The organism is Massilia timonae CCUG 45783, from assembly GCF_000315425.1.
Classification (GTDB): domain Bacteria; phylum Pseudomonadota; class Gammaproteobacteria; order Burkholderiales; family Burkholderiaceae_D; genus Telluria; species Telluria timonae.
Genome location: NZ_JH992922.1, coordinates 2,002,497 through 2,029,432, shown reverse-complemented (window position 1 = coordinate 2,029,432; position 26,936 = coordinate 2,002,497). Strand labels below are relative to the sequence as shown.

Sequence of the window (26,936 nt, the reverse complement as noted above, 5' to 3'; positions counted from 1 at the left end):
CTAGTCCGGATCCGGCACGCCGTCGTCGGGATCGGGTATCCCGTCATCGGGCGTGCGGCCTAGCGCAGTTGCCAACTCGGGCAGCTCACCCACCGTGCTCCACTTGCCGATCTTCGGATGCCAGCGCATGTCCCAGGCGCGGGTGGCGTGGTCGATCTCGCCGCGCGCGGCCTGCTGCGCGACCTCGTCGACCGTGAACGGCCCGCGCTGGGCGCCGCCGATGAACAGCTTGAAGCGTGGCGTCGCGGTCGGCAGCGGTGGCGGCGCGACCGGACGCGGCGCCAGCGCCTGCGCCGCCGCTTCCTCGTCCGCCAGCAGCGCGGGCAGGATCACGCGCTTGTCGACCGCGCGCTCGACTTCCCAGCCGTAGGCGTCCTGGCTCGAGCCGGGAACGGCCTCGGTCCAGCGCTCGACCTGGCCCAGCAAGGCCTCGATGCGCGCCGGCCCCAGGGCCGGGTCCAGCGCCTGCGCGCGCCGGATCCAGCTGTCGTACAGGCGGCGCGCGGTGATGTTCGGCAGCGAGGGCGATGGCAGCTGGGCGCCAGTCTCGTCGACTTCGAGGCGCGGTTCGTATACGCGCAGCTGGTAATAGCGCATCAGCGCCGCCAGCAGCATCAGCCGCTGCGGGCCGAGATGCGCCAGGCGCGCCTGGACGGCCGCGATGATCCCCTCGCGATAATAAGGCGGCAGGCCGTTGGAGCGGATCGCGAACTCGTTGCCGACCTGGAGCCATTCGCCGGACCCCGCTTCGACCTCGAACAGGTACTGGCCACGCGGCTGGAAAGCGGCCTCGCGGTCGCCCAGCTCCGCTTTGCGCCGGATGACGCCGAGCGCGATCGCCTGCAAATACCACTCGTAATCGTCGGCCAGCCGTCCCAGCTCGTCCATCGACGGCGAGATCGGATGGCGAAAACGCGTGGCGTCGAAATGCAGGTGGGTCGGGATCTTCGGGTTCTCGATCTGGTACGAGGCGCGCCAGGTCGGCAGGCCGCGCAGCACCGTCATCGGATAGCCGGACAGCTCGATATAGCACACCGCCCTGCCGCTCACTCCGGTGTTGACGATCGACACCAGCTCGCCATGGAAGTAACCGGTCGGCACGGCGGCGCGGATCTCGGCCTCCATGCGCCGCCACGACACGGGATCGCCCACGCCGATGAAGCACTTGAACTGGTCGGCGTTCGGCGTGAACTCGGCCGAGAAGCGCGCATTCACCCACGGCATCGCGCTGCGGATCCACTCGGCGAAAATGCGCTGGCGCTCCTGCGGCGACAGGGTCGATAAACGTTCGAGCAGCGGATCGGCGCTCTCCTGCTGATCCAGCCCCTGGCTGGACAGCTGCAACTGCGCACGGCGGAACAGCTTGAGCAGCAGCTCGGCGCGCAGGCGTTCGTCGCCCAGCTGCGGAAACAGGCGCGCCGAACCGCCGAATTCGAGCAGCACTTCCTCGCTCCAGATGCTGGTGTCGCCGGTAAGTCTCACCGGCGCCGGCGTCGTCTCGACGCCGAGCTTGATCGTGGTCGCATGTTCCTGGCGCGCGTCGGCGCGCAGTTGCATGATGCGCTGGTCCACCGCCCCGAGCATCGCCTGCACGGCGCGCCGGCCTTCCTGGAATTCGCCGGCGATGCCGCTCCACTGCGCATGGCCGTGTTCATCGGTGGATTGCGGATCGCCCAGCCAGCCGGATAGCGAGCGCATCACTTCGATCGCCTGGCCGGCCGCCACCGCGAGCAGGTGGAAGCGCAGGTAATCGGCCAGGTCGCGCTTGAGGTGGCCCATCACTTCGCGCGCCTGCGGCTCCTTGCCGAACAGGCGAACGGCGGCCTGGCCCAGGTTGTTCAGCGATTCCTCGACCTGGCGCGTGCGCAGCGCGTCGCGGATGTCGCGGTAGCGGCGGCCATTGCGCTCGGCATGCGCCAGGTCGCGCTGCGCCAGGCGCGCCTTGACCTGCTCCAGCAACGACAGCACGAATTCCAGCCCGCCCTGGCGGCGGTCGTCGAGCAGGGCGTACAGGCGCTCGCGCACCCTGCCCTTCACGCGGTTCGTCAGTTCGCCGGTATGGCGCTTGATGCGGTCTTCGCTGGTCTCGGCGGTGGCGCCGGCCTCGCGGATCGCGTCGCGTTCGAGCTGCGGCAGCAGTTCTGACACTTTTTCGCGCCACAGCTTGACGTCGTAGGACGCCATGATGCGGTCCATCTCGAGCTGGACCCGGCTTTCCACGCGCTCGAGCAGCGAGCGGCCGTCGCGGTCCTGCAGCAGCGCGGTCGTCAGCGCGTACTCGGTGAACGGCGTGACGTCCACCGAACCCTTGCGCAGGTCGGGGAACTCGTCGAACGGCCGCTCGGCCATTTCCATCTGCTCGCGCATGAAGGCGTCGCGCTCGGCGTCGCCGGCGCGCCGCGCCGCATTGTTCCCCGCATTGTTCCCCGCATTGTTCCCACTTACGCCATCGCTGCCGGCCAGGCCGAAGAAGGCCTTCACCATCAGCGCCGCCAGTTCATAGGCGCGGATGTCTTCGTGCAGGCTTTGCTGGGTGTCGAGCACCGACTGGCCGAAGCTGGAATACGCCTTCGAGTACGACAGCCGCATGTCGCCGAAGCGCGCCTCGGGCACGCGCGGGTTGTACGGACCCAGCTTGTGCTGCTGCTGGTTGACCGCCACCGAGCGCTTGCGGTTGGCGAAGTCCGCCGAGGCGAAGTCTTCGAACAGCGTGTCGGCCACCATCTGGTAGACGTCCTTGACGTCGAGCGTGGCCTTATTGGCCAGGTTGGCGGTGTCGACGAAATACACGTCGTCGTAGGGCGCGCCGCGGCCGGCGATGCTATCCGGGTCCAGCCACGTGATATTGGCGTTCATGTCGCGCATCGCCGTCTCGAGTTCCATCAGGGTGGCGTAGGCATTCGCTTCGGTGCGCTCCTTGTTGGCCTTGGCGAAACCGGACGGCATCAGCAGCACCAGGTCGACCTGGCTGTCGGACACTTCCTGGCGCGCGATCGCCTTCGACAGCCAGCCCAGGTCGAGCACGCTGCCGGCGCCAGTGCCGCCGGCGGCGGAGGCGACGACCACGATCCTGAATTTCGAGGTGTCGACCTGCAGCCCGAGGCGCTGGTAATTCTCCTTGCGCTCGATGCCGGCATTGCTGCTCAGGTAGTTCAGCGCGCCCTTGATGCGGCCGCGCAGCTTCGGATACTTGTCGAACAGGTAGAGCCGCGCCAGCGCGCGGATCTGGCCCGCGCCCTTCGACGGATCGATGCCGAGCGAGCGCAGCTTCTTGGGCCGCAGCGGCATCCAGCTCTCGATCAGCGGAAAGCGCGCCAGGCTGTCGTCGGACTCGTGGTATTGCGGCAGGTCGAGCGGCTCGACCAGGCGTTCCTCGTCGGAGAGGCGCACCAGTTCGTACCAGGGATCGGTGCGCTGCGACTTGCCCTCGTCGATCACGGCATTGCTGTCCAGGTCGAAGTGCAGGAAGCGCGCCACCGGGAAGTCGGCGATCGATTCGACCCGGGTCGGATGGCGCCGGTTCCAGACCGCCGCCAGGATGCGGCGCCGGATACGCATCATGACTTCCATGCCGGTGCCGCCGGCGCCGATGAACAGGGTCGGCCGCAGGTCGACCTTCAGTTCGGCCGGGCGGCTGTTGATGCTCGACGGGTTCGGGAATTCTGCCATGGCGTGGAAACTCCCTGTTAGCGACGGCCGATGAACAGCGACGCGACCAGCGCCACCAGGCCCACCGCCACCAGCGGGCCGGTGACGGCGAAGGTCAGGAAGCGGCTGGCGTTGATGATGGCCAGCACCGCCGCCGCCGACAGGAAGCCGAGGCCGACGAACAGCAGCCAGCCGGCGTTGCCGGCCGAGGAAGGCGCCACCCGTTTGCGCACCAGATGGTGGACATAGGCGCCGCGCACGAAGAAGTAGACGCTGAGCAGGATCAGGAACACGATGCCGCCGATCGCCAGGTCGCGGTCGGAAGTATCGGCGACCGGCAGAGTGTGCGGGTCGACCGGCATCACCTCGACCGGACGGGTGGCGGTATCTGGCAGGGTCTGAGGCATGGTCTGCTGAACTGCGTCCTGCGGCGAAGCCGATTCCTCCGGCAGCTTGAAGCCGGGATCGGCGGGCGATGGAGCATCTGTCGGTGGCTGGGCTGCCTGCATGGTCTTTTTCCTTCCTTGTTATGGGCGGCCGAGCCGCACGTGCGCGCCTTCGCGCACATCGAGCAGCCGATGGCCGAACAGCGTTGTCTTCAGTTGCGCGACCTGCTCGCCATGGCGGTCATGAACAGGCTGGGTGGTGCCGGGGCGGCCGCGCAAGGTGCGCGCTTCTTCATCCACCAGCACCTGGGCCGTGCGCGGCCTGGTCCAGGCCCAGGCGCCGGCGGCGAGCAGCGCCAGCAGCGCCAACAGGCCACCCACGAGCGCCAGCAGCGGTCCCATGCCATAGTGGACGCGCACCTCCACCGGCAGCACCGCCGTCGACGCCTGCACCCGCGCCGGCGGGATGAAGATATCCGGCAGCGGGTCGCCCGGGAACAGCGCCGCCATGCGCTGGCGGAAGGCCTGCGACAGCGCCAGCTTCTGGTCGGCCAGGTGCAATTCGATCCGGCCCGGCAGCACGTAGGCCGAGCCCGCGGACTTGAGCGCGGCCAGCGACCATTTGTCGGGCATCTGCGCCACCGGCAGCGGCATTCTCGAACCCAGCGGCGCCGGCTGTCCGGGCGCCAGCGCGCGCACGCGCTGGGTATCGAGCACGATCGGATGGCTCTCGCCGGCAAGCAGGGAGCGCGCGCTCAGGGTGGCGGATCCGATCGTGTACGGATACATCGTGTTTTCCAGGTTCCACTCGATGCGCGCCTGCGGCGTGCGCGCATCGGAAGCGACGTCGGCGCGCAGCACGCCGCCCGCATCCGCGGCGAACGTGACGCCGGGCGCATTGACCACGCGGCGCGGCGCGAGCCGCACCGTGTCGCGGTCGAGCGGCTTGAGGCGCGCCGGCGGCTCGGTGATCACCCGGGCGATGCGTCCGGAGGCCAGCAGCGCATCGAGCGCCGCCGCGCCTTGCGGCCCGACCGCGAAGGCGTACACCATCAGTCCGTTTGCGCTGTAGTGCTTGCCCTGGACCGGCATGCGCAGCGGGAAGGCCAATGCCTTCGTGATCGCGTCGCCGCCGTGGATCAGCGCATAGAATTCGCGGTTGCGCGCGGCCGTGGCCTGGTCGTTGTCGGGGCTGTTGCGGTTGTTCGTCACCAGCCAGACGATGCCGGGCCGGCCCTGGAGCACCTGCCCGGTCGCGGCGCGCACCGCTTCGCCCAGGTCGGTGTCGGCCAGCGCAGCGCCGCCGGGCTTGCGCGCCGTGTCCAGGCTGGCGATGGCCTGCGCCACGCGCGCGCGGACCGGTTCCTCGCCTGCCTTGAACGACAGCAGCGCGCGCGGCGACGGCGCCCCCTCGCGGGCCTGATTGAAGCTCGCCAGCACCAGCGCATCTCCCGGCTGGACCACGCTGCCCGCCAGCGCCGCCACCAGCGGCTTGAAGGGCGACCTGGGATCGCTGTAGAACGGCTCCATCCAGCCGGAGTTTTGCACCAGGAAGACGTGCGGCACGGAAGGCGACGCAGCTGCGGCGCACAGCGGCGCGCCGGCCAGCAGGGCCGCCGCCAGTGGACGTGCGATCATCTTCATCATCGTCGTGATCACAACGGCTCGTCCAGGCGCCAGCCGCGCATCTGGTTCCAGTCGGGATGGTGCAGCCACAGGCAGCCGCCCGCCACCACCGGCACGCACTCGAGCGGACGGGCCAGGCGCGCGATCTCGTCCAGGATCACGTTGCGGCGCCCGATCCACTCCACCGTGGTGCGTGGAATGACGCGCGCAGGCGTGCTCACGTCTGCTCCGGTCCCCAACGCTTCTTCGGCGCGGAAGTTCGCCTTGTGAAAGCGCAGCACCAGGCCGCTCGGCTGGCTGCGGTTGTTGTTGAAGCTGCGCAGCAGCGGCAGCACCAGCGTGTCGTCGTGGTGCGGGTCTTCGACGTGCTCGTTCGACCACGGCTCGTCCAGCACCGGATGCCCGCGCCGGAACAGGAAGTTGGCGAAGCCCAGGCGCGCGCCGTCGATCGCCATGCGCGCCGGCAGGTGATCGGGGCCGGCGCCGAGTTCGAGGTAGGAATAACCCTGCCCATCGTGCCCGATCTGCCACAGGCGGCCGTCGCGGCTCTGGGTCGGCCCGCCAAAGTCCAGGCGCGGTTGCCAGTGCAGCGGCCATGGAGAAAATTGCGGCGCCTCGCCCGGGCGCCAGGTGAGCTGGCCCTGGGCGTGGAGCCAGAACAGGCGGCCGTCGTAGCCGAGCGGACGGCTCCAGCCGCCCGCCGGCGCATCGGGACATGCATACTCCTGCGCTTCATCGATGTCGAGGCGCATACTCCACAGGCGCACGCCATCGATGCCGCCCGCGAGGCAGGCCAGGTGGCGTCGCATGAGGCCGGGCGCGGCCACGATGGGCGCGGCCAGCATGCTCTCGGTGCGGTAGGTTTCGCTGACCGGGTCGATCCAGAGCCGCTGCAGGCCGTCCAGGCCGGGGACCACGCCGGCCTCGCCGCGGCGCGGGTCCAGCGCCGGGATCCAGGCGTGGCTGGAGGCGGTGAACACCAGGCTGGCGGCGCCCGCTTCGGGCGTGAGCACATGCCAGCTTCCGCCCAGCGGATCCCAGTACTGCAGCACCCCACGGGTGTGGGCCAGCGCCAGCAGGCGCTCGCCGGGAAAGCCGAAGCCTGCGGCGGCGAACACCGAACAGGCGTTGGGCGGCGCCGGCATGGTCAGGTCAAAGCGACCGGGCGTCGGTGCGGCCGGCCGTTCTTCGAGGCTGTCGCCAAGCGGCAGTGACGTGACCGGCAAGCCGTGCGGCACGTGGCGCGGCAGCACGTCGTCGCCGCCCGGGCCCCACCATCCGCGCACACGCGCCGGCGCGCCACCCAGGCGCAACAGCGGACGCCCGCAGCGCGGACAATAGGCGAATCCTTCGGGATAGATCGGAGAACAGCGACAATCGAGGGGCAGCGAGGCGCCGAGCACGTGGGCGACGTCGGGCAGGCGCCGGCGCGCGCGGCCCTGCCAGTCGACCGGGCCCAGGCCCGCGCTGGCGAGCAGGGCGAACTCGCCGCTTGCCTCGTCTTCCTGCCAGATGCTGGCAGGCGTTTCCCATCTGTACGCCATTGCTACCTTTCGCTCTGCCAAATAATTTGTTGAAACGGATTGGGCTCTCAGTCTTTGCTATTGCTCAAATGATAGCTCCGCGAACTGTCGCGCGGCGCGCCGTTCACGAGGTAGCGTCGCGCGATCCCGGACGCATCAATAATCGAACTCATCGCGTGCCCAGGCGGGGAACTTTCGGCATACCTACGTATAATGGCCGCCTGCCATTCCACCTTTTGTTGCCCTCCCGATTCCGCCATGACCGCCGCAGATCCCCACGCCGACCTCCCTTCGCACGCCATCGATGCCGCCACTAAACATCTGCATGACGTGCTGACGATCGCGCTCGAACACGGTCCGGGGGAGCGCGCGCTGGTGGTGTACGACACCCGCACCGGACTTTCTCGCGCCCTGCTCGAAGGCTACCGGCGCAACCTGCCGCAGGCGACCTTCATCGACTTCGACGGCGTGACGCCGGAAGCGGTGCTGGCGGCGTTTCGCACGATGGCGACGGGTGAGCTGGTGGTGCTGCTGCAATCGTCGAACTTCCGTCTCGACGGCTTTCGCATGCGGGTCGAGCTGTTCAAGCTCGACCTGAAGGTGATCGAGCACGTGCACCTGTCGCGCATGCCGGGCATCCAGGGCGAGCACTACATCGACGCCCTGGCCTATGATCCGGCGTACTTCCGCGGCACCGGCCGCGCGCTCAAGGAACGCATCGACCGCGCGCCGCACGGCCGCGTGGTCGGCGGCGGCGAGACGCTCACCTTCGCCTCGCCGTTCGAGCCGGCCAAATTGAACATCGGCGACTACAGCGACATGAAGAACGTCGGCGGCCAGTTCCCGATCGGCGAGGTGTTCACCGAAGCGCTCGACCTGGAAGCGGTGCACGGCCGGGTGCAGATCCACGTGTTCGGCGACACCAGCTACCGCTCGAACCGCCCGGACGTGCCGGTGACCCTGGTGATCGAGGCCGGCCGCGTGGTCGCCACCGAGAACGCGACGCCGGAATTCCAGCAGGTGCTGGACAATATTCGCGCGGACGAAGGCGAAGTCTGGGTGCGCGAGCTGGGCTTCGGCCTGAACCGCGCCTTCACGCGCGAGCTGCGGGTGGACGACATCGGCACCTACGAGCGCATGTGCGGCATCCACCTGTCGCTCGGTGCCAAGCATGGCGTGTATCCGAAGCCCGGCTTCAAGCGCAAGGATGCGCGCTACCACATCGACGTGTTCGCGGTGACCGATGCGGTCTGGCTGGGCGAGGAAAGGGTGTACCAGGACGGGTGCTGGCTGGCCTGAAGCAACGCTTCCAGGCCGCGACCTGCATGCTATGATGGGATTTTCATTCCGTCTTTTGCACCATGCCGGATTCGCTTTCCAGCCATGTGAGGGAAATCCAGTCCATCGCTGCCGTGCCGCGCATGCTGGAAACCGTCGCTGCCCTCACCGGCCTGCGCTTTGTCTGCATCGCCCACGTCACCGCGACCAGCTGGACCACTTGCGCTGTGTACGACCAGCTGGGATTCGGCCTCGTCCCCGGCGCCCAGCTTGACGTCACCACCACGCTGTGCGAAGAAGTGCGCGAGACCAGGGCGACCATCGTCATCGACTGCGTCCGCGACAGCGACTGCTACCGTGACCACCGCACCCCGCGCATCTACGGCTTCCAGAGCTATTTTTCGATTCCGATCTTTCGTCCTGACGGGTTCTATTTCGGCACCTTGTGCGGCCTCGATCCAGAACCGAGGAAGCTGAGCGAAGGCGCCATCGTGCCGGCCCTGACGCTGTTTGCCGAACTCATTTCGCACCAGCTCGAGACCGAACGCTCATTGAACGCGACCCGCTCGGCCCTGCTGTCCGAGCGCGAAACGGCGGAGCTGCGCGAACAGTTCATCGCGGTGCTGGGCCACGACCTACGCACACCGCTGGGTGCGATTCTGGGCGGCGCCGAACTGTTGGCGCGCCGCCACGACGATCCGGTCACCAGGAAGGTGGTGGAACGGATGCGAAGCAGTGCACTGCGCATGACCGGGCTGGTCGACAACGTTGTCGATTTCACGCGCGGGCGCATGGGGTCCGGGCTGGCCCTCGATCTATCCCGGCACAACGACGTAGACCTGGTGCTCGATCAGGTGGTCGACGAACTGCGCGGCGTATATCCCGATCGCGCGATCACCAGCAGCATCGCGCGCGGCATCGACTTGCGCTGCGATCCGCAGCGGCTGGCGCAGCTGCTGTCCAATCTGCTCAAGAATGCGCTGGTGCATGGCGACCCAGCACATCCAATTGCGGTCGAAGCAGGCATTGACGACGCCGGCTTCATTCTCGTGGTAAATAACAGGGGGCCGCAACTCGGTCCGGACATCATCGCCCAGCTCTTCAAGCCTTACTGGCGCGCTATTTCGCGCCCCGGTGACGAAGGCCTGGGACTGGGCCTGTACATCGTCGACCAGATCGCCCGCGCCCACGGCGGCGCCATTGCGGTGCAGTCCGACCACGAATGCACCACCTTCACCTTCAGCATGCCGGCCGCATAAAATCCGTCCGTCGCTTGTTCGCCCCGTCCGGCATCTTCATACTGTTGACCATTTGTCCACATCATATGGAGAGCCCATGTTTGTCAAGCAGCCTGCCGCACCGCGTCTGCGTTCCCTCCTGATTGCCAGCCTGGCGACGTTCGCCACCCCCTTCGCCCATGCCGATGACGCCGCCATCGCCCGCATCGAAGCCGGCCTGCGTCCGGCCGTCGCACTGGCGAACGCAGCGGTCAAGACCGAAAGCCTGCAGGACGCGATGACGCGCCTGAAGGTGCCGGGCGTGAGCGTGGCCGTGATCAAGGACGCCAAGGTCGCCTGGGCCCGCGGCTATGGCGTGGCCTGGATCGGCGGGCCGGCGGTCACGCCGCAGACCCTGTTCCAGGCCGCCTCGGTGAGCAAGCCGGTGGCCGCCATGGCCGCCCTGCGCATGGTCGAACAGGGCAAGCTCGATCTCGACGCCGGCATCGACACCGCCCTCACCTCATGGCGCCTGCCGGAGGGCAAAGGCAAACCCAGTGTGCGCCAGCTGCTATCGCATACGGGCGGCATGAGCGTGTCGGGATTCCCCGGCTACGCCGCGGGCAAGCCGGCGCCGACGCTGGTGCAGGTGCTGGATGGCGCCTGGGCCGCCAATACCAAGGCGATCAGGGTGGATGCGGCGCCCGGATCGGCATTTCGTTATTCGGGTGGCGGTTATACGGTGCTTCAGCAGGCCATGATCGATCGCAGCGGCAAGCCCTTCGACGTGCTGCTGCGGGAATCGGTCCTGGCGCCGCTGGGCATGAGCGACAGCAGCTTCTCGCAGCCGCTGCCGGCGACCTTGCAGGCACAGGCCGCCCGCGCCCACGACAAAGACGGCAAACCCTACCAGGGCGGCGTCCACACCTACCCTGAGCTGGCGGCAGCGGGACTCTGGACCACGCCGCAAGACCTGGCCAGATTCGCGATCGCGATCCAGAACGGCGCGGCAGGCGGCGACAACGGCGTGATCTCCCCAAGCATGACGCGCACCATGCTCACCCCGGTCATGAACGACTACGCATTGGGCCTGCATATCCAGGACAAGGGCAAGGGCTTCGGCCATAACGGCAGCAATATGGGCTTCAAGGCCTTGATGGTCGCATCGACCGAAGGTGGCGATGGCGCGGTGATCCTGACCAACGGCGACAATGGCGGACCACTGGCGGACAGCCTGGTGCGCGCCATCGCCCACGAGTACAAGTGGTCCTTCAACCAGACCCGCCTGCGCCCGGCGGTCGAACTGGCGCCAGGGCAGAAGAAGGCCCTGGTCGGCAAATACCAGATCGAAGGGCTGGGCGGCTTCGAGATCGCCGAGCGCGAAGGCCGGCTGATGATCGCCAACCGCGACGCGCCATGGGAGCCGCTGTATGCCGAATCCGACAAGGTGCTGTTCATCCTGTCGCGTCCGATCGAGCTGCATCGCCTTGACGCCGACAGCGGCGTGTCGGTGCTGGGAGCCTCCTCCCGCCCGTACAAGCGCGTCGGCGGCCGGTAGGAATACTTATATTTCAGGATTTTTACAAATCCCTTGAGCAGTTGATTAATATCAGGATTAGAATTCTTTTCTAATATCAACTACAGATCCAGGGGAATCATGTTTCGTTTGCCTATCGGCGTGGCAGCGCTATGCCTTGCCACGTCGGCGTTCGCAGCCGCGCCCTTCGACGACAAGTTCCGCCAGCTCGACGAACTCCTGCCAACGCCTGGCGCGATCCGCACCGCTTCCGGCGCCCCGGGCCACGCCTACTGGCAGCAGCGCGCCGACTACACGATCCGCGCCACGCTCGACGAGAACAAGCGCGCGCTCACCGGCGCCGGCACGGTGACCTACCATAACAATTCCCCGGATACCCTCAAGTATCTGTGGCTGCAGCTGGACCAGAACATCTACAAGCCGGGTTCGGACGCGCGCCAGAGCGCCACCCTCCCCTCGCGCAACGCCTGGACCGGCGCCACGCCGCAGACGGGCCTGAAGTTCGACGGCCTGCGTTCGCTGCTCGAGCAGCGCACCTTCCCCGGCGGCTTCGACATCCTGGCGGTGAAGGATGCGAACGGCCGCGCGCTGCCGCACACCATCAACAAGACGATGATACGGATCGACCTGCCGCAGCCGCTCAAGCCCGGCGCGCGCGTGACCTTCAGCGTCGACTGGCGCTACAACATCAACGAGCAGAAGGTGCTGGGCGGGCGCGCCGGCTACGAGAAGTTCGACGACAACAACGACCTGTTCGAGATCGCCCAGTGGTTCCCGCGCATGGCCGCCTACTACGACGTCTACGGCTGGCAGCACAAGCAGTTCCTGGGTTCGGGCGAGTTCACGCTCGAATTCGGCGACTACGACGTGCGCATCACCGTGCCGGCGGACCACGTGGTCGCGTCGACCGGCGAGCTGCAGAACCCGGGCGACGTGCTGACCGCCGCCCAGCGCGAGCGCCTCAAGCAGGCGCGCACGGCAAAAAAGCCGGTCATCATCGTGACCCAGGCCGAGGCCGAAGCGGCCGAGAAGGCGCGCAGCGCGGTGAGCAACGGCGCGACGAAAACCTGGCACTTCAAGGCGAAGAACGTGCGCGACTTCGCGTTCGCCTCGAGCCGCAAGTTCATCTGGGACGCGCAAGGGGTCAAGAGCGGCGACGTCGACGTGCTGGCGATGTCCTACTACCCGAAAGAGGGCAATCCGCTGTGGGAGAAATATTCGACCCAGGCGATCATCCACACCATCGAGCAGTACAACAAGTATTCCTTCGACTACCCGTATCCGACCGCGATCTCGGTCAACGGCCCGGTGGGCGGCATGGAATACCCGATGATCTCGTTCAACGGTCCGCGGCCAAGCAAGGACAAGAAGACCGGCGAGATCACCTATTCGCAACGCACCAAGTATGGCCTGATCGGCGTGATCATCCACGAGGTGGGCCACAACTACTTCCCGATGATCGTCAACTCGGACGAGCGCCAGTGGACCTGGATGGACGAAGGCCTGAACACCTTCGTGCAATACCTGGCGCAGCAGGCCTGGGAAGAGAACTGGCCGGACAGCCGCGGCGAGCCGCGCCGCATCACCGACTACATGAAGAGCCGTAACCAGGTGCCGATCATGACCAACTCGGAGTCGCTGCTGCAGTTCGGGAACAACGCCTATGCCAAGCCGGCCGCCGCGCTGAACGTGCTGCGCGAGACGGTGCTCGGCCGCGAACTGTTCGACTTCGCCTTCAAGGAATACGCCCAGCGCTGGAAATTCAAGCGCCCCACCCCGGCCGACTTCTTCCGCACCATGGAAGACGCGTCCGGCACCGACCTCGACTGGTTCTGGCGCGGCTGGTTCTACACCACCGACGCGGTCGACGTGAGCGTGGACGGCATCACCGAATACACGGTCTCGAGCCAGGATCCGGAGGTCGAGAAGGCCCTGCAGCGTGCGCGCCGCGCGGAGGAACCGGTCTCGGTCACGAGGCAGCGCAACGAGGGGATGGCGCGCCGCGTCGATGCGCATCCGGAGCTGAAGGACTTCTACAACGAGAACGACGACTTCACCGTCACCAACAAGGACCGCAACCGCTACCAGGAAAAGATGGCCGGCCTGGAGGACTGGGAAAAGGCGCTGCTCAAGGAAGGCAAGCACCTGTACCTGGTGGACTTCACGAACGTGGGCGGGCTGGTGACGCCGCTGGTGGTCGAGATCGAACTCAAGAGCGGCAAGAAGACCATCGAACGGATTCCGGCCGAGGTGTGGCGTTATTCGCCGGCGAAGATCACCAAGCTGTTCGTGACGGACGAACCGATGGTGGGGCTGACCCAGGATCCGTACTGGGAGACGGCCGACGTCGATGTCAGCAACAACAGCTGGCCACGCAAGGCCACGCCGTCGCGGCTGGAGCTGTTCAAGACCGAGCGCGATCCGAACAACCTGATGCGCGACTTTAATACGAAGCTCAAGACGGAAGGGGCTTCCGGTCAGTGACCGAGTACTGATCCTGTTGTAGAACGCGTGGACGGCCTAGCCGTCCACCCTACGCCGGCGCCTGCCGGTGTTTTACTTTCTGTTGTCACCACATGAATCTCAAGCACCTGCAGGCGACCATCGCCGCCCTCGTTCTTTCCGCCTCCGCCAGCGCCGCCGGCCCCGTCTTCGACGACAAGTTCCGCCAGCTGGAGGAACTGCTGCCGACGCCGGGCGAGACCCGCAACGCGGCCGGCGCGCCCGGCCACAAGTACTGGCAGCAGCGCGCCGACTACCGGCTGCGCGTGACGCTCGACGAGAACAAGCGTTCATTGAGCGGCTCGGGCACCGTGACGTACCATAACAATTCGCCGGATACCCTGTCCTACCTGTGGGTGCAGCTGGACCAGAACATGTTCCGCAACGATTCGGATAACCGCAATATTTCCACCTTGCCGTCGCGCGACGCCTGGCAGCCGCGCGGCAACGATGGCGTCAAGTTCGACGCCCTGCGCTTCACGCTCGAGGCGCGCAAGTTCGACGGCGGCATCCACATCGCCAGCGTGACCGGCAGCGACGGCAAGCCGCTGCGTCACACGATCAACAAGACCATGATGCGGATCGACCTGCCGCAGCCTTTGAAGCCCGGCGCGCGCACCTCGTTCGACGTGGCCTGGAGCTTCAACATCCCCGAGATGAACGTGCTGGGCCGCCGCATGGGCTTCGAGCGCTTCGACGACGGCAACGACATCTTCGAAATCGCGCAGTGGTTCCCGCGCATGGCGGCCTACTACGACGCGGCCGGCTGGCAGAACGCGCAATACCTGGGCGACGGCGAGTTCACCCTCGAATTCGGCGACTACGACGTGCAGATCACGGCCCCCGCCGACCACGTGGTGGCGTCCACCGGCGAACTGCAGAACCCGGGCGACGTGCTCACCGCGGTCCAGCGCGAGCGGCTCAAGCAGGCGCGCACGGCGAACAAGCCGGTCATGATCATCACCCAGCCGGAAGCCCAGGCGAACGAAAAAGGCCGCGCCACCGGCACCAGGACCTGGCGCTTCAAGGCGCAGAACGTGCGCGACTTCGCCTTCGCCACCAGCCGCAAGTTCATCTGGGACGCGCAAGGCATCAAGAGCGGCAAGCAGGACGTGATGGCGATGTCCTACTACCCGGCCGAGGCCAATCCGCTGTGGGAAAAATATTCGACGCCGGCCGTGATCCACACCATCGAACAGTACAACAAGTATTCGTTCGACTACCCGTATCCGGTCGCGATCTCGGTCAACGGCCCGGTGGGCGGCATGGAATACCCGATGCTGTCGTTTAACGGGCGCCGTCCGGTGAAGGACGCCAAGACCGGCGAAATGACGTATTCGAAGGCCGCCAAGTATGGCCTGATCAGCGTGATCATCCACGAGGTCGGCCACAATTACTTCCCGATGATCGTCAATTCGGACGAGCGCCAGTGGACCTGGATGGACGAGGGCATGAACAGCTTCCTGCAGTTCCTGGCCGAGCAGGCCTGGGAAGAAAACTACCCGTCGCGCCGCGGCGAGGCGCGCGACATCGTCTCGTACATGCGCAGCACCAACCAGGCGCCGATCATGACCAATGCCGAGTCGACGCTCCAGCGCGGCAACAACGCCTACGCCAAGCCGGCCACGGCCTTCAATATCCTGCGCGAGACCATCCTCGGCCGCGAACTGTTCGACTTCGCCTTCAGGGAATACGCCGAACGCTGGAAGTTCAAGCGCCCGACCCCGGCCGACTTCTTCCGCACCATGGAAGACGCGTCCGGCACGGACCTCGACTGGTTCTGGCGCGGCTGGTTCTACACCACCGACGCGGTCGACATCAGCGTCGACGGCATCACCGAGTACACCGTCAGCAGCCAGGATCCCGAGGTCGAGAAGGCATTGCGCCGCGAGCGCGCCAACGGCGAACCGGTGTCGGTCATGGACCAGCGCAACAAGGGGATGGCGCGCCGCATCGACGCCCATCCCGAGCTGAAGGACTTCTACAACGAGCACGACGAGTTCACGGTCACCAACAAGGACCGCAACAAATACCAGGAAACCATGGCCGGCCTGGAGGACTGGGAAAAGGCGCTCCTCAAGGAAGGCAAGCACCTGACCCTGGTCGACTTTGCCAACAAGGGCGGCCTGGTGATGCCGCTGATCGTCGAGATCGAACTCAAGAGCGGCAAGAAGATCATCGAGCGCATTCCGGCCGAAGTATGGCGCTATTCGCCGAAGCAAATCACCAAGCTGTTCGTCACCGACGAACCGATCGTGGGCCTGACCCAGGATCCGTTCTGGGAAACCGCCGACATCGACACCAGCAACAACAGCTGGCCGCGCAAGACCGCGCCGTCGCGCCTGGAGCTGTTCAAGACCGAGCGTGACCCGAACAACCTGATGCGCGACATGAAGACGCCATTGAAGGGCGCGCAATGACAGTGCGCGGTTTCAAGACGCTGTGCCTCGCCCTGCTGCTGTGCGTCAGCACAGCGGCGAGCGCGCACCGCTTCCACTTCGGCATGACCGACATCTCGTACAACGAGCGCACCAGGAGCACCGAGATCGTCCACACCTATACGGCGCACGACATCGACGCCCTGCTGCTGAACCTGTACCAGCGCCAGTTCGACCTCTCCGACCCGGAAGACCAGGACGTGCTGCGCCAGTACGTCGAGCGCCACTTCTGGCTCGCCGGCCCGGATGGCAAGCGCCTGCCGGCCAAATGGATCGGCATGACGGTCGACGCCAACAGCGTCGTCATCTACCAGGAACTCGACAACACGCCGCTGACCCGCGCGGCCACGATCCGCCAGGGCGTGCTGATCGACTTCCTGCCCGAGCAGGTCAACACCGTCAACCTGGGCGCGGGCGGCGCAGTCCGTTCCCTCACCTTCACCCGCCAGGCGCTCGAGCAGCCGGCGCAGTAAAAAACACCTTCCCGAACGCCATGATTCTTCGTCCTATCGCCTGCGCGCTGGCCGCGCTGTCCGCCACGTCCGCCGTCCATGCCGACGAATTCCAGCTCCAGCGCGTGCTGGTCGAAGGCGCCCGCGCCTCCCAGCTCGGGATCGCCGATTCGGCCGGCGCCGGCAGTGCCGGCGCGAAGGACCTGGCCGGCCGCATCGCCTATCGCCCGGGCGAGCTGCTCGAGGTCACGCCCGGACTGATCGCCAGCCAGCACAGCGGCGAAGGCAAGGCCAACCAGTTCTACCTGCGCGGCTTCAACCTCGACCACGGCACCGACCTCGCGACCTGGGTCGACGGCATGCCGGTCAACCAGCGCAGCCACGCCCACGGCCAGGGCTGGACCGACCTGAACTTCCTGATCCCGGAGCTGGTCGGCCGCCTCGACTACCGCAAGGGCCCGTACTCGGCGCGCGAAGGCGACTTCTCGTCGGCCGGCGTGGCCTCGCTCACCTATGCCAACCGGCTGGTGAAGGACGTCGCCTCGGCCACCGTCGGCCAGGACGGCTACCGGCGCGCCATGATCGCCGGATCGCCCGAGGTGGCGGGCGGCAGCCTGCTGTACGCGCTGGAAACGATGCATAACGACGGCCCGTGGACGCGGCCGGACGACTACCGCAAGTTCAATGCCGTGCTGCGGTTCAGCCAGGGCTACGCCAATAACGGCTGGAGCGTCACCGCGATGGGCTATCGCGGCGATTGGAACTCCACCGACCAGATCCCGCTGCGCGCGGTGCAGGATGGCCGCATCGGGCGATACGACCTGGTCGACGACAGCGACGGCGGCGAGGCGCGGCGCTTCAGCCTGTCGGGCGTCTGGCGCCGGACCGACGCCGATTCGGCCAGCAAGGTGAGCGCCTACGCGATCCGCAACCAGCTCGCGCTGTTCTCGAACTTCACCTATTTCCTGAACGACCCGGTGAACGGCGACCAGTTCGCCCAGCCGGACCGCCGCGTCACCACCGGCATCGACGCCACCCACACCTGGCACATGCACCGCACCGAGGAGCTGTCGTCCGACCTGACAGTGGGCGCGCAGCTCCAGAACGACAATATCTTCAACGGCCTGTACGACACGCGCCGGCGCCAGCGCATCGCGACCACGCGCGAAGACCATATCGTCGAGACCAGCGGCGCCGTCTTCATCGAAAACGCGACGCGCTGGAGCGACGCGCTGCGCACGGTGGCGGGCGTCCGGGCCAGCAACTACCGCTTCCGCGTGGACGGCGACCGCCTCGAGAACGCCGGCAAGGCGCACGACACGCTGGTCACGCCGACCCTGAACATCGTCTATGGCCCATGGGCCGCGACCGAGCTGTACGCCAACTACGGCCATGGCTTCCACAGCAACGACGCGCGCGGCACGGTGGCGACCGTCGACCCGAAGACCCTGGAGGCGGTGGACCCGACGCCCGGCCTGGTGCGTTCGCGCGGGTTCGAGTTCGGCATGCGCACCGAGGCGATTCCGAAAATGCAGACGTCGCTGGCCGTGTACCGGCTCGACTTCGATTCCGAGCTGACCTATATCGGCGACGCCGGCAATACCGAGGCGGGCGATCCGAGCCGCCGCTACGGCATCGAGTTCTCGAACTACTACTGCCCGCTCAAGTGGCTGTCGATCGACCTCGACGCGGCCTGGGCGCGCGCCCGCTCGCGAGGCGACAATCCCGACGGCGACCGGGACGCCGGCCGCCGGATACCTGGCGCCATCGAAGGCGTCGCCCAGCTGGGCGTGACGGTCGACCCGAGCGGCCCGTGGTCGGGTTCCCTGCGCCTGCGCTGGTTCGGCCCGCGTCCGCTGATCGAGGACGACAGCGTGCGCTCGAGTTCGAGCCTGACGCTCAATGGCCGCATCGGCTACCGGCTGGCGAACGACCTGCGCCTGGAGCTGGAAGGCTTCAATCTCACCAACCGGCGCGCCTCGGCCATCGACTACTTCTACGAGTCGCAGTTGCAGGGCGAGGCCGCGCCGGTGGCCGACGTGCACTTCCACCCGATCGAGCCGCGCTCGCTGCGCCTGACCCTCGTCAAACAGTGGTGATCCAGCACATCTGTCATTCGACGGGGGCTGTCACTCGTAAAGACGAAAAGTGCTACGCTAGCGGGATGACTACACCGCAACTCCCCTATCTCGCGCCGTCGCAGCTGACGGACGCCCTGCGCAGCACCGGTTACGCCGTCCTGCGTCCTGCCGACGTCGCCGCGCTGGCCGGCTGCGGCATCGGCGAGCTGGACTCGCTCGTGCCGAGCTGGGACCGGCTCGAGCTCGACGAATACCTCAAGGACGGCGGCCGCTACCGGCGCCGGCGCCATTCCTGCTTCATCGACGACGCCGGCCAGTTGACGCAGACGCCGCACCGCGCGCACTGGCAACCGGTCGAGTACAACGCGCTGCACGGCGGCATGCACCGCCTGTTCGCGCCGATGGAAGCGGCCACCGTCGCCAATCCGGCCTGGGACAGGCTGCTGCGCGCGCTGGGCGCGGTCTGTTCAACGGTCGCGGGCCAGCAGCGCTGGTTCGTCGAAGCGCACCAGTTCCGGATCGACACCGCCGACGGCATCGGCCGCCCCACGCCCGAAGGCGCGCATCGCGACGGCGTCAACTTCGTGGCCGTGATCCTCATCAATCGCAAGGACATCAAGGGCGGCGAAACGCGCGTGTTCGACGCCCATGGCCCGGCCGGCCAGCGCTTCACGATGCTCGAGCCCTGGACCCTGCTGCTGCTCGACGACGCCGCCGTGATCCACGAATCGACGCCGATCCAGCCGCTGGGAGAACACGGCTACCGCGACACGCTGGTGCTGACCTGGCGCGCCAACGCCTTCCAAGGCGAAGACGCCTGAATCTCTTCCATAAGCAAAAAAAAACGCCCGCGAACCTGGTGGTTGGCGGGCGGGAATCCAATTTTCGGAGAAAACTGGAGGAGACGGTTCCAATATAGTCTTTTTTATTGTGCAGTGCAATACGGTAGAAGTACTGTAGTTGTTTCAATAGAGGAAGCCCTCTAAACGGGGCCGGCGGCCTGGGCGTTTGCGGCAGTGCGCCATTTCCTTTTCCCCGATACTCCCTCCTTTTCGGCCGCCTTTCGGGCCAACGAACCGCTCCGCCTACGCAGGCGCACCGGCCATGGCACGGCGCGTGCGCACCTGCCTGCCGTATCGCTTTTGCTACACTTCTTTGCTATAGCCAAAAGACATAGAGACCATGATAAACACTCGCGCTCCGCGTACGCTCGTCATTGCCCTGGGCGCCGCCGCCCTGTGCGCCACTATCGCATTCGCCACGGCCAACCGCGCCACAGCGGAGGATGCAAAAGCGCCGCCGCGCCCCGCCCTGAGCGTCACCACGGCCCGTCCCGCCACCACCAGCCTGCCGATCAACCTCACCGCCAACGGCAGCATCGCCGCCTGGCAGGAGGCGGTGATCGGCAGCGAATCGAACGGCCTGCGCCTGGCCGAGGTGCGGGTGAACGTCGGCGACGTGGTCAAGAAGGGGCAGGTGCTGGCGGTGTTCGCCGACGAGACGGTGCGCGCCGAGATCGAAGGCGCGCGCGCCGCGCTGCTCGAAGCCCAGGCCAACCAGAAGGAAGCGAAGGCGAACGCCGACCGCGCCCGCGCGCTGGAAAGCTCCGGCGCGCTGAGCGCACAGCAGGTCACCCAGTACGTCACCGGCGAAATGACCGCCGCGGCGCGCGTGAAATCGGCCCAGGCCACCCTCACCCAGCAGCAGTTGCGCCTGAAGTATACGCAGGTGGTCGCCCCCGACGGCGGCGTGATCTCGGCGCGCAGCGCCACCGTCGGCGCCGTGGTGGGCGTCGGCACCGAACTGTTCCGCATGATCCGCCAGGGCCGCCTCGAATGGCGCGCCGAAGTCGTGGCGCAAGACCTGGGCCGCATCAAGCCCGGCAGCCGCGCCGTCGTGCGCGCCGCCAGCGGGGCCGAGATCGCCGGCAAGGTGCGCACCGTGGCGCCGTCGGTCGATCCCCAGACCCGCATCGCCCTGGTCTACGTCGACCTGCCGCCGTCCCTGTCCAGCGACATGCCGCTCAAGGCCGGCATGTTCGCCAGCGGCCGCTTCGAGCTGGGCGCGTCGAACGCGCTGACGGTGCCGCAGCAGGCGGTCGCCGTGCGCGACGGCTTCAGCTACGTGTTCCGATTGAATGCCGACAGCCGCGTGAGCCAGGTGAAGGTGAACCTGGGACGCCGGCTGGGCGAGCGGGTCGAGGTGGTCAGCGGCTTGACCCCCGACATGGCGATCGTGGTCCAGGGCGCCGGCTTCCTCAACGACGGCGACCTGGTGCGCAATATCGCCGGTACGGCGCTCCGGGCGCCGCCGGCGCCGGGGGCCACCCGCGCCACGGCCGCGCGCTGAGGACGACGCGATGAATTTCTCCGCCCTCTCGATCCGCAATCCGATCCCGGCGATCATGCTGTTCGCCCTGCTCACCGTGGCGGGGCTGCTGGCCTTCAATGCCAGCAAGGTGCAGGACTTCCCGGACATCGAGCTGCCGATCGTGACCGTCACCGCGACCCTCGACGGCGCCGCCCCGGCCCAGCTCGAGACCGAAGTCGCGCGCAAGATGGAAGACTCGATCGCCACCCTGCAAGGCATCAAGAACATCTATACCCGCGTGCTGGACGGCGTGGCCACCATCACGGTCGAGTTCATCCTCGAACGCGATCCGGCCGATGCCGTCAACGACGTGCGCGACGCGGTCTCGCGCGTGCGCGCCGACATGCCGGCCGAGATGCGCGACCCGACGGTGACCAAGACCGCCACCGCCGGCCGCGTGGTCTCGACCTTCACCGTCGCAGCAAGCCAAGGCTCGGGCCTGGACGACCAGGACCTGAGCTGGTTCGTCGACAACGACGTCTCCAAGCGCCTGCTGAGCGTGCCCGGCCTGGGCGCGGTAAAACGCGTGGGCGGCGTGACGCGCGAAGTGCGGGTCGAACTCGACGATCAACGCATGGCGGCGCTACGCGTGTCGGCGCTGGATGTGTCGCGCCAGCTGCGCAATGTGCAGCGCGAGGCGCCGGGCGGGCGCGGCGACGTGGCCGGCGTCGAGCAGTCGGTGCGCACCCTGGCCACCGTGCAGACCGCGCAGCAGCTGGCGGCGATGGACATCCCGCTGCCGGACGGCCGCCACGTGCGCCTGGACCAGGTGGCGAACGTGACCGACACGGTCGAGGAGCAGCGCGCGCTGGCCGAACAGGACGGCCGCAAGGTGGTCGCCTTCGAGGTGTTCCGCACCCGCGGCGCCGGCGAGATCGACGTCGCCACCGGGGCGCGCGCCGCCATGGAACAGCTGGGCAAGGAAAATCCCAAGCTGGTCATCAAGGAAGTGATCGACAACTCCTACTCGGTCGAAGAAAACTTCGACGCCTCGATGCACATGCTGTACGAAGGCGCGCTGCTGGCGGTGCTGGTGGTGTGGTGGTTCCTGCGCGACTGGCGCGCGACCCTGATCGCCGCCGCCGCCCTGCCGCTGTCGGTGATCCCGGCCTTCCTGGGCCAGTACCTGTTCGGCTACACCCTGAACATGGTGACGCTGCTGTCGCTGGCGCTGGTGGTCGGCGTGCTGGTCGACGATGCGATCGTCGAGATCGAGAACATCTCGCGCCACCTCCACATGGGCAAGACGCCGATGCAGGCGGCGCTGGAAGCGGCCGACGAGATCGGAATGGCGGTGATCGCCACCACCTTCGCCCTGGTCGCCGTGTTCCTGCCGACCGCCTTCATGGGCGGCATCCCCGGCAAATTCTTCAAGCAGTTCGGCTGGACCGCGGTGCTGGCCATCCTGGCGTCGCTGCTGGTGGCGCGGCTGCTCACGCCGATGATGTGCGCCTACCTGCTCAAGGCGCCGAAGAACGCCGGCAAGCCGGGCCACGAGCCGCAGGACGGCCCGCTGATGCGCCGCTATCTCGCCGTCATGCGGTGGTGCCTGCGCCGGCGCGGCCTGACCATGCTCGGCGCGGCCCTGTTCTTCGTCGGCTCGCTGGCCCTGGTGCCGCTGCTGCCGACCGGCTTCATGCCGCCGGCCGACCGCTCGCAGAGCCAGGTCAACGTCGAGCTGCCGCCGGGCGCCACCCTGGCCCAGACCCATGCGGTGGCCGAGCAGGTGCGCCAGCAAGTCATGAAGGTGGCCGGTGTGCAGAGCGTGTTCAGCTCGATCGGCGGCGGCTCCAGCGGCGACGCCTTCTCGCCCGGCGCGGCGGCCGAGGCGCGGCGCGCGGTGCTGACCATCACCACCGTGCATCGCAGCGAGCGCGACGTGAAGCTGGGCGTGATCGAGAACCACATCCGGCAAACGCTGGTGGACATCCCCGGCGCCCGCTTCACGGTCGGCATACCGGACGCCGGCACCAAGATGCAGCTGGTGCTGCGCAGCGACGACGCGCAGGCGCTCACCGCCGCCGCACGCCAGGCCGAGCGCGAGCTGCGCACCCTGCGCGGCATCGGCAACGTCAGTTCCAGCGCCTCGCTGGTGCGCCCCGAGATCATCGTGCGGCCCGACTTCGCTCGCGCGGCCGACCTGGGCGTGACGGCGGCGTCGATCGGCGAGACGGTGCGCGTGGCCACCGCCGGCGACTACGAGCAGTCGCTGGCCAAGATGAACCTGGACGAGCGCCAGGTGCCGATCCGGGTCAAGCTGCCGGACGCGGTGCGCGCCGACCTCGACGCCATTGGGCGCCTGACGGTGCCCGGCGCGAACGGCCCGGTGCTGCTGTCCACCGTCGCCGACATCACCATGGAAAGCGGCCCGGCCCAGATCGACCGCCTGAACCGCAGCCGCAACGTGACGCTCGACGTCGAGCTGTCGGGCCGCGCGCTGGGCGAAGTCAATGCCGAGGCGCGCGCGCTGCCGGTGTTCCAGTCGCTGCCGTCGTCGGTGACGATCGCCGAGCTGGGCGACGCGCAAGAGATGCAGGCGCTGTTCAACAGCTTCGGGGTGGCGATGCTGATCGGCGTGCTGTGCATCTATGGCGTGCTGGTGCTGCTGTTCTCGGACTTCATGCAGCCGGTGACGATCCTGGCGGCGCTGCCGCTGTCGATCGGCGGCGCATTCGTCGCCCTGCTGTTGACCAGCAATGCGCTGTCGATGCCGACCATGATCGGCCTGATCATGCTGATGGGGATCGTGACCAAGAACTCGATCCTGCTGGTCGACTACGCGATCCTGGCGCGCGAAGCCGGCATGGAGCGCTTCGAGGCCCTGGTCGACGCCTGCCACAAGCGCAGCCGCCCGATCGTGATGACCACCATCGCCATGGGCGCCGGCATGCTGCCCCTGGCCCTGGGCTTCTCGGGCGACCCGAGCTTCCGCTCGCCGATGGCGGTGGCGGTGATCGGCGGCCTGATCACCTCGACCTTATTGAGCCTGCTGGTGGTGCCGGCGGTCTACACCTATATCGACGACCTGGAGCACTGGCTCAAGCGCCACGGGCGCAGGCTGCGGCGCCAGCCGGCGCCGCGGCCCGCGAAGGCCGAGGAGCACACGCCCGGCTAGCCGAACAGCAGCGGCAGCACGAGCACGCCCCAGGTCAGGGCAGCGAGCATGACGGCCAGCGCGACGGCCGCGCTGCCCAGGTCCTTGGCGCTCTTGGACAGAGGATGGCGCTCGAGTGAAATGCGGTCGACCACCGCTTCGATGGCGGAATTGAGCAGCTCGACGACCAGCACCACGACCAGCACCGCGACCAGCGCCAGCCGCTCGAGGGCCGGCAGCGGCAGCAATGCGGCCGCCAGCATGGCAGGCAGGGCCACCATCAGTTCCTGGCGAAACGCATGTTCCGAGCGCCATGCGAACTTCAGGCCTTCGGCCGAATAGCGGGATGCGGACAGTATCCGTCCCAGGCCCTGCCTGCTCTTGAATTCACTGATCTGCTGTTGCGACATGGACGGTTTCCGGTAAGGGGTTGGATGGCCGCGCCCGCGGGGCGGCGACCAGGAACAGGACGATGGCGCAGGCGATCCAGATCGACCACAGGGTGTGGGTCATGAAATGGGCGCCGCGCAGCTGTTGCAGATAGCCGACCGCCGCGCCGAACGCGAGCGCGAGGACGGCCACCGCGCCCGCCATCCGCGGGCGCGCCGGCAGCCAGTACACCGCCAGCGACACCAGCCACAAGGCGCTCGAGGCATGCCCGGCCGGCAGGCACTGTCCGGCGACGGCGCCGGCCGGCAAGGCCTCGAACAGGCGCACATAGGGCTGGTCGCCGCCATAGCGCAGCAAATCCCACGGACAATGCGAGGTGCTGAATTGCTTCAGCACGCTGATCGCCAGGGGCACCAGCAGCGCCGACAGCGCGACGATGCGCAGCCGCAGGCGCGCCTGCCCGCTCATGGCGGCGCGCGGCCAGGCCAGGTCGGCCAGCGCGCGCCCGATGAAGCCCAGCGCGAGCAGCATCAGCAGCCATTTCAGGATCACGTGGCCGAAGGTCTCGGCCAGCCAGGCATGGCGCCAGGGGAAGACGCCGCTGGCGGCATCGAACACCGCATCGGCCAGCGCCAGGTCGAGGTCGGTGCAGCGGCCGATCCAGAAGATGACCGGCGCGGCGGCGGCCAGCGCCGCCGCCATGCGCCGGATGGCCCGCGCCGGCAGCAGCGCGGCAGAAGTGGCGGCGCCCATCTCACACGCCCCGCACGCAGGCATGGAAGATGTCGAGCCGCGGATTGAGCACCGCCGTGTTCACGTCGAGCATGCCCAGCACCGAGTGGAACACGTTGTCGTGCGACAGCGGCTGGTCGCGGCGCTGGCCCAGGCAGCGCCGGTCGATGCGGAAGCGCTCGCTGAAGCCGTCCGACATCCACAGCATCATCGGCACCTCGGTCTGCTCGCGCGGCGCGAACAGATAGGGCGTGCCGTGCAGGTAGACGTTGTTCTCGCCCAGCGATTCGCCATGGTCCGAGAAGTACAGCATCGCGGTGTCGACGTCCTCGTCCTGGGCCAGCGCGCGCAGGCGGTCGATGGTCGTGCTCAGGAAGTAGTCGGTGTACAGGATGGTGTTGTCGTAGGCGGCGCGGATCGATTCGCGCGAACAGGTCTCGAACTGGTTGCTGGTGCATACCGGACCGAAGCGGCCGAAGGCGCGCGGATAGCGGCTGGCATAGGCCGGACCATGACTGCCCTTCTGGTGCAGCACCACCACCATGTCCCTGCCGCCGCGGCGCAGCAGTTCGGGCCAGCCGTCGAGCAGGACTTCGTCGTGGCATTCGGCGTCCGCGCAAGGGCTGCCCGGCTTCGGCCGCGCCAGGTCCTCGTAGCGCACGCGGTCGCACACGCCCTTGCAGCCGGAGTTATTGTCGCGCCAGACGACGTCGAAGCCGGCATGCGCGAGCACGTCGAGCAAGCCTTCCTGGCGCTCGGCCTTCGACTGGCTGTAGTCCTCGCGGCCGAAGGCCGAAAACACGCAGGGCACCGAGACGGCGGTGGCGGTGCCGCAGGAACGCACGCGCGAGAAGTTGAGCAGGCCGCCCTGGCGCGCCAGCAGCGGATTGGTGTCGCGCGCATAGCCGTTGAGCGAGAAATTCGCCGCGCGCGCCGTTTCGCCAACCACGATCACGGTCAGCGTGCGGCGCTGCGCGCCCTTCCACGCGGCGCCCTTGACGGCGTCGCGTCCGAGCGGCGCGACCACGATGGGGGCCGCCCAGCGCGCGCGCAGGTAGCCGTGCGTCGCCTGGATGAAGTTGGTCGGCGTGAGCAGGAAGCGCAGTTCGCGATGTTCATGCAGCGCCGGCGCCAGGCTCTTGTACAGCAGCGCCAGCAGCACCAGCGCCAGCATCAGCGAGCCGCCGGCGATGCCGGCGCGTTCGAGCAACCCGCGCGCGCCGCGCGGGAACGCGATCCTGGCGCGCCAGATCGCCCACGCGGGCAGCCCGCCCAGGAGGCCGATCCTGGCCGCCATCTGCCAGCTGACCAGCTCCGTGGCCTCGCGCGTGTCGGTCTCGAACACGTTCTGGATCATGGCCTTGTCGATGACGATGCCGTAAGTCGCGATGAAATAGCTGGCGGCCGATGCGGCCAGCACCAGCGCGATCAGCAAGGGCTTGGCGACGGGGCGGAAGCTGGCCAGCGTCAGGCAGGCGTTGAAGAACAGCACCACGATCAGGAACGAGCCGGCCAGCAGCGGCAGGCTGTCCAGCGAGAAGCCGCCCGCGGCGCTGCTCAGGACCGCCCAGAACTTGATATTGCCGACGCTGGCCAGCAACAGCGCCACGGCCAGCACGAGCACCGGCGCATCGATTCTTCTTGCGAACAGCTTTTCCATCC

At 67.5% G+C, this 26,936-nt stretch carries 17 protein-coding genes; 10 read left to right on the top strand and 7 right to left on the bottom strand.

Features of this window, described 5'->3' with window-relative positions:
- Genes HMPREF9710_RS08580 through HMPREF9710_RS08565 form a run of 4 tightly spaced genes read right to left on the bottom strand, consistent with a single transcriptional unit; the run spans nt 1 to nt 7,204 of the window.
- Nucleotides 1-3,669: a tubulin-like doman-containing protein gene (locus HMPREF9710_RS08580; protein WP_005665600.1), complete on the bottom strand. Its 3,669-nt coding sequence runs from the start codon at nt 3,667-3,669 to the stop codon at nt 1-3.
- A 17-nt stretch (nt 3,670-3,686) separates the two neighbouring features.
- Entirely contained in the window at nt 3,687-4,157 is a 471-nt protein-coding gene (locus HMPREF9710_RS08575; RefSeq protein WP_005665598.1) for a hypothetical protein, read from the bottom strand.
- 18 nt (nt 4,158-4,175) lie between these two features.
- The gene (locus tag HMPREF9710_RS08570) at nt 4,176-5,672 is read right to left on the bottom strand and encodes a hypothetical protein (RefSeq protein ID WP_229409751.1); all 1,497 of its coding nucleotides are present in this window, start codon (nt 5,670-5,672) and stop codon (nt 4,176-4,178) included.
- A gap of 17 nt (nt 5,673-5,689) precedes the next feature.
- A complete protein-coding gene (locus HMPREF9710_RS08565; protein ID WP_005665595.1) occupies nt 5,690-7,204 on the bottom strand; it encodes a hypothetical protein in 1,515 nt (504 codons plus the stop codon).
- A gap of 237 nt (nt 7,205-7,441) precedes the next feature.
- On the opposite strand from HMPREF9710_RS08565, the gene HMPREF9710_RS08560 reads away from it, so the two are divergent.
- The 10 genes from HMPREF9710_RS08560 to HMPREF9710_RS08515 all read left to right on the top strand — a co-directional run bounded on the left by HMPREF9710_RS08560 (nt 7,442) and on the right by HMPREF9710_RS08515 (nt 24,173).
- The gene (locus tag HMPREF9710_RS08560) at nt 7,442-8,482 is read left to right on the top strand and encodes a hypothetical protein (protein ID WP_005665593.1); all 1,041 of its coding nucleotides are present in this window, start codon (nt 7,442-7,444) and stop codon (nt 8,480-8,482) included.
- A 122-nt stretch (nt 8,483-8,604) separates the two neighbouring features.
- A complete protein-coding gene (locus tag HMPREF9710_RS08555; RefSeq protein WP_229409750.1) occupies nt 8,605-9,720 on the top strand; it encodes a sensor histidine kinase in 1,116 nt (371 codons plus the stop codon).
- Nucleotides 9,721-9,796: 76 nt separating this feature from the next.
- The gene (locus tag HMPREF9710_RS08550) at nt 9,797-11,236 is read left to right on the top strand and encodes a serine hydrolase domain-containing protein (RefSeq protein ID WP_005665591.1); all 1,440 of its coding nucleotides are present in this window, start codon (nt 9,797-9,799) and stop codon (nt 11,234-11,236) included.
- Between the two features lie 99 nt (nt 11,237-11,335).
- Complete coding sequence (locus HMPREF9710_RS08545) at nt 11,336-13,699, top strand: M1 family metallopeptidase (RefSeq protein ID WP_005665590.1); 2,364 nt, start codon at nt 11,336-11,338, stop codon at nt 13,697-13,699.
- A 92-nt stretch (nt 13,700-13,791) separates the two neighbouring features.
- A complete protein-coding gene (locus tag HMPREF9710_RS08540) occupies nt 13,792-16,137 on the top strand; it encodes a M1 family metallopeptidase (RefSeq protein ID WP_005665589.1) in 2,346 nt (781 codons plus the stop codon).
- On the top strand, nt 16,134-16,628 hold the full coding sequence (locus HMPREF9710_RS08535) for a DUF6702 family protein (RefSeq protein ID WP_005665588.1): 495 nt from the start codon (nt 16,134-16,136) through the stop codon (nt 16,626-16,628). The genes HMPREF9710_RS08540 and HMPREF9710_RS08535 overlap by 4 nt, the downstream gene beginning before the upstream one ends.
- Nucleotides 16,629-16,648: 20 nt before the next feature.
- On the top strand, nt 16,649-18,706 hold the full coding sequence (locus HMPREF9710_RS08530; protein WP_005665586.1) for a TonB-dependent receptor: 2,058 nt from the start codon (nt 16,649-16,651) through the stop codon (nt 18,704-18,706).
- A 65-nt stretch (nt 18,707-18,771) separates the two neighbouring features.
- A complete protein-coding gene (locus HMPREF9710_RS08525) occupies nt 18,772-19,509 on the top strand; it encodes a 2OG-Fe dioxygenase family protein (RefSeq protein WP_005665584.1) in 738 nt (245 codons plus the stop codon).
- Between the two features lie 361 nt (nt 19,510-19,870).
- A complete protein-coding gene (locus tag HMPREF9710_RS08520; protein ID WP_005665582.1) occupies nt 19,871-21,037 on the top strand; it encodes an efflux RND transporter periplasmic adaptor subunit in 1,167 nt (388 codons plus the stop codon).
- A 10-nt stretch (nt 21,038-21,047) separates the two neighbouring features.
- On the top strand, nt 21,048-24,173 hold the full coding sequence (locus HMPREF9710_RS08515) for an efflux RND transporter permease subunit (RefSeq protein WP_005665579.1): 3,126 nt from the start codon (nt 21,048-21,050) through the stop codon (nt 24,171-24,173).
- On the opposite strand, the gene HMPREF9710_RS08510 is transcribed toward HMPREF9710_RS08515, so the two are convergent.
- From HMPREF9710_RS08510 to HMPREF9710_RS08500, 3 genes are read right to left on the bottom strand one after another with little or no spacing between them, the layout of a single operon-like run.
- A complete protein-coding gene (locus HMPREF9710_RS08510; RefSeq protein WP_005665577.1) occupies nt 24,170-24,562 on the bottom strand; it encodes a diacylglycerol kinase in 393 nt (130 codons plus the stop codon). The genes HMPREF9710_RS08515 and HMPREF9710_RS08510 overlap by 4 nt on opposite strands.
- Nucleotides 24,540-25,295 carry a phosphatase PAP2 family protein gene (locus HMPREF9710_RS08505; RefSeq protein ID WP_005665576.1) on the bottom strand — a complete coding sequence of 252 codons (756 nt, stop codon included), beginning with the start codon at nt 25,293-25,295 and terminating at the stop codon, nt 24,540-24,542. The genes HMPREF9710_RS08510 and HMPREF9710_RS08505 overlap by 23 nt, the downstream gene beginning before the upstream one ends.
- A 1-nt stretch (nt 25,296) precedes the next feature.
- On the bottom strand, nt 25,297-26,934 hold the full coding sequence (locus HMPREF9710_RS08500) for a phosphoethanolamine transferase (protein ID WP_005665574.1): 1,638 nt from the start codon (nt 26,932-26,934) through the stop codon (nt 25,297-25,299).
- Nucleotides 26,935-26,936: the final 2 nt, after the last annotated feature.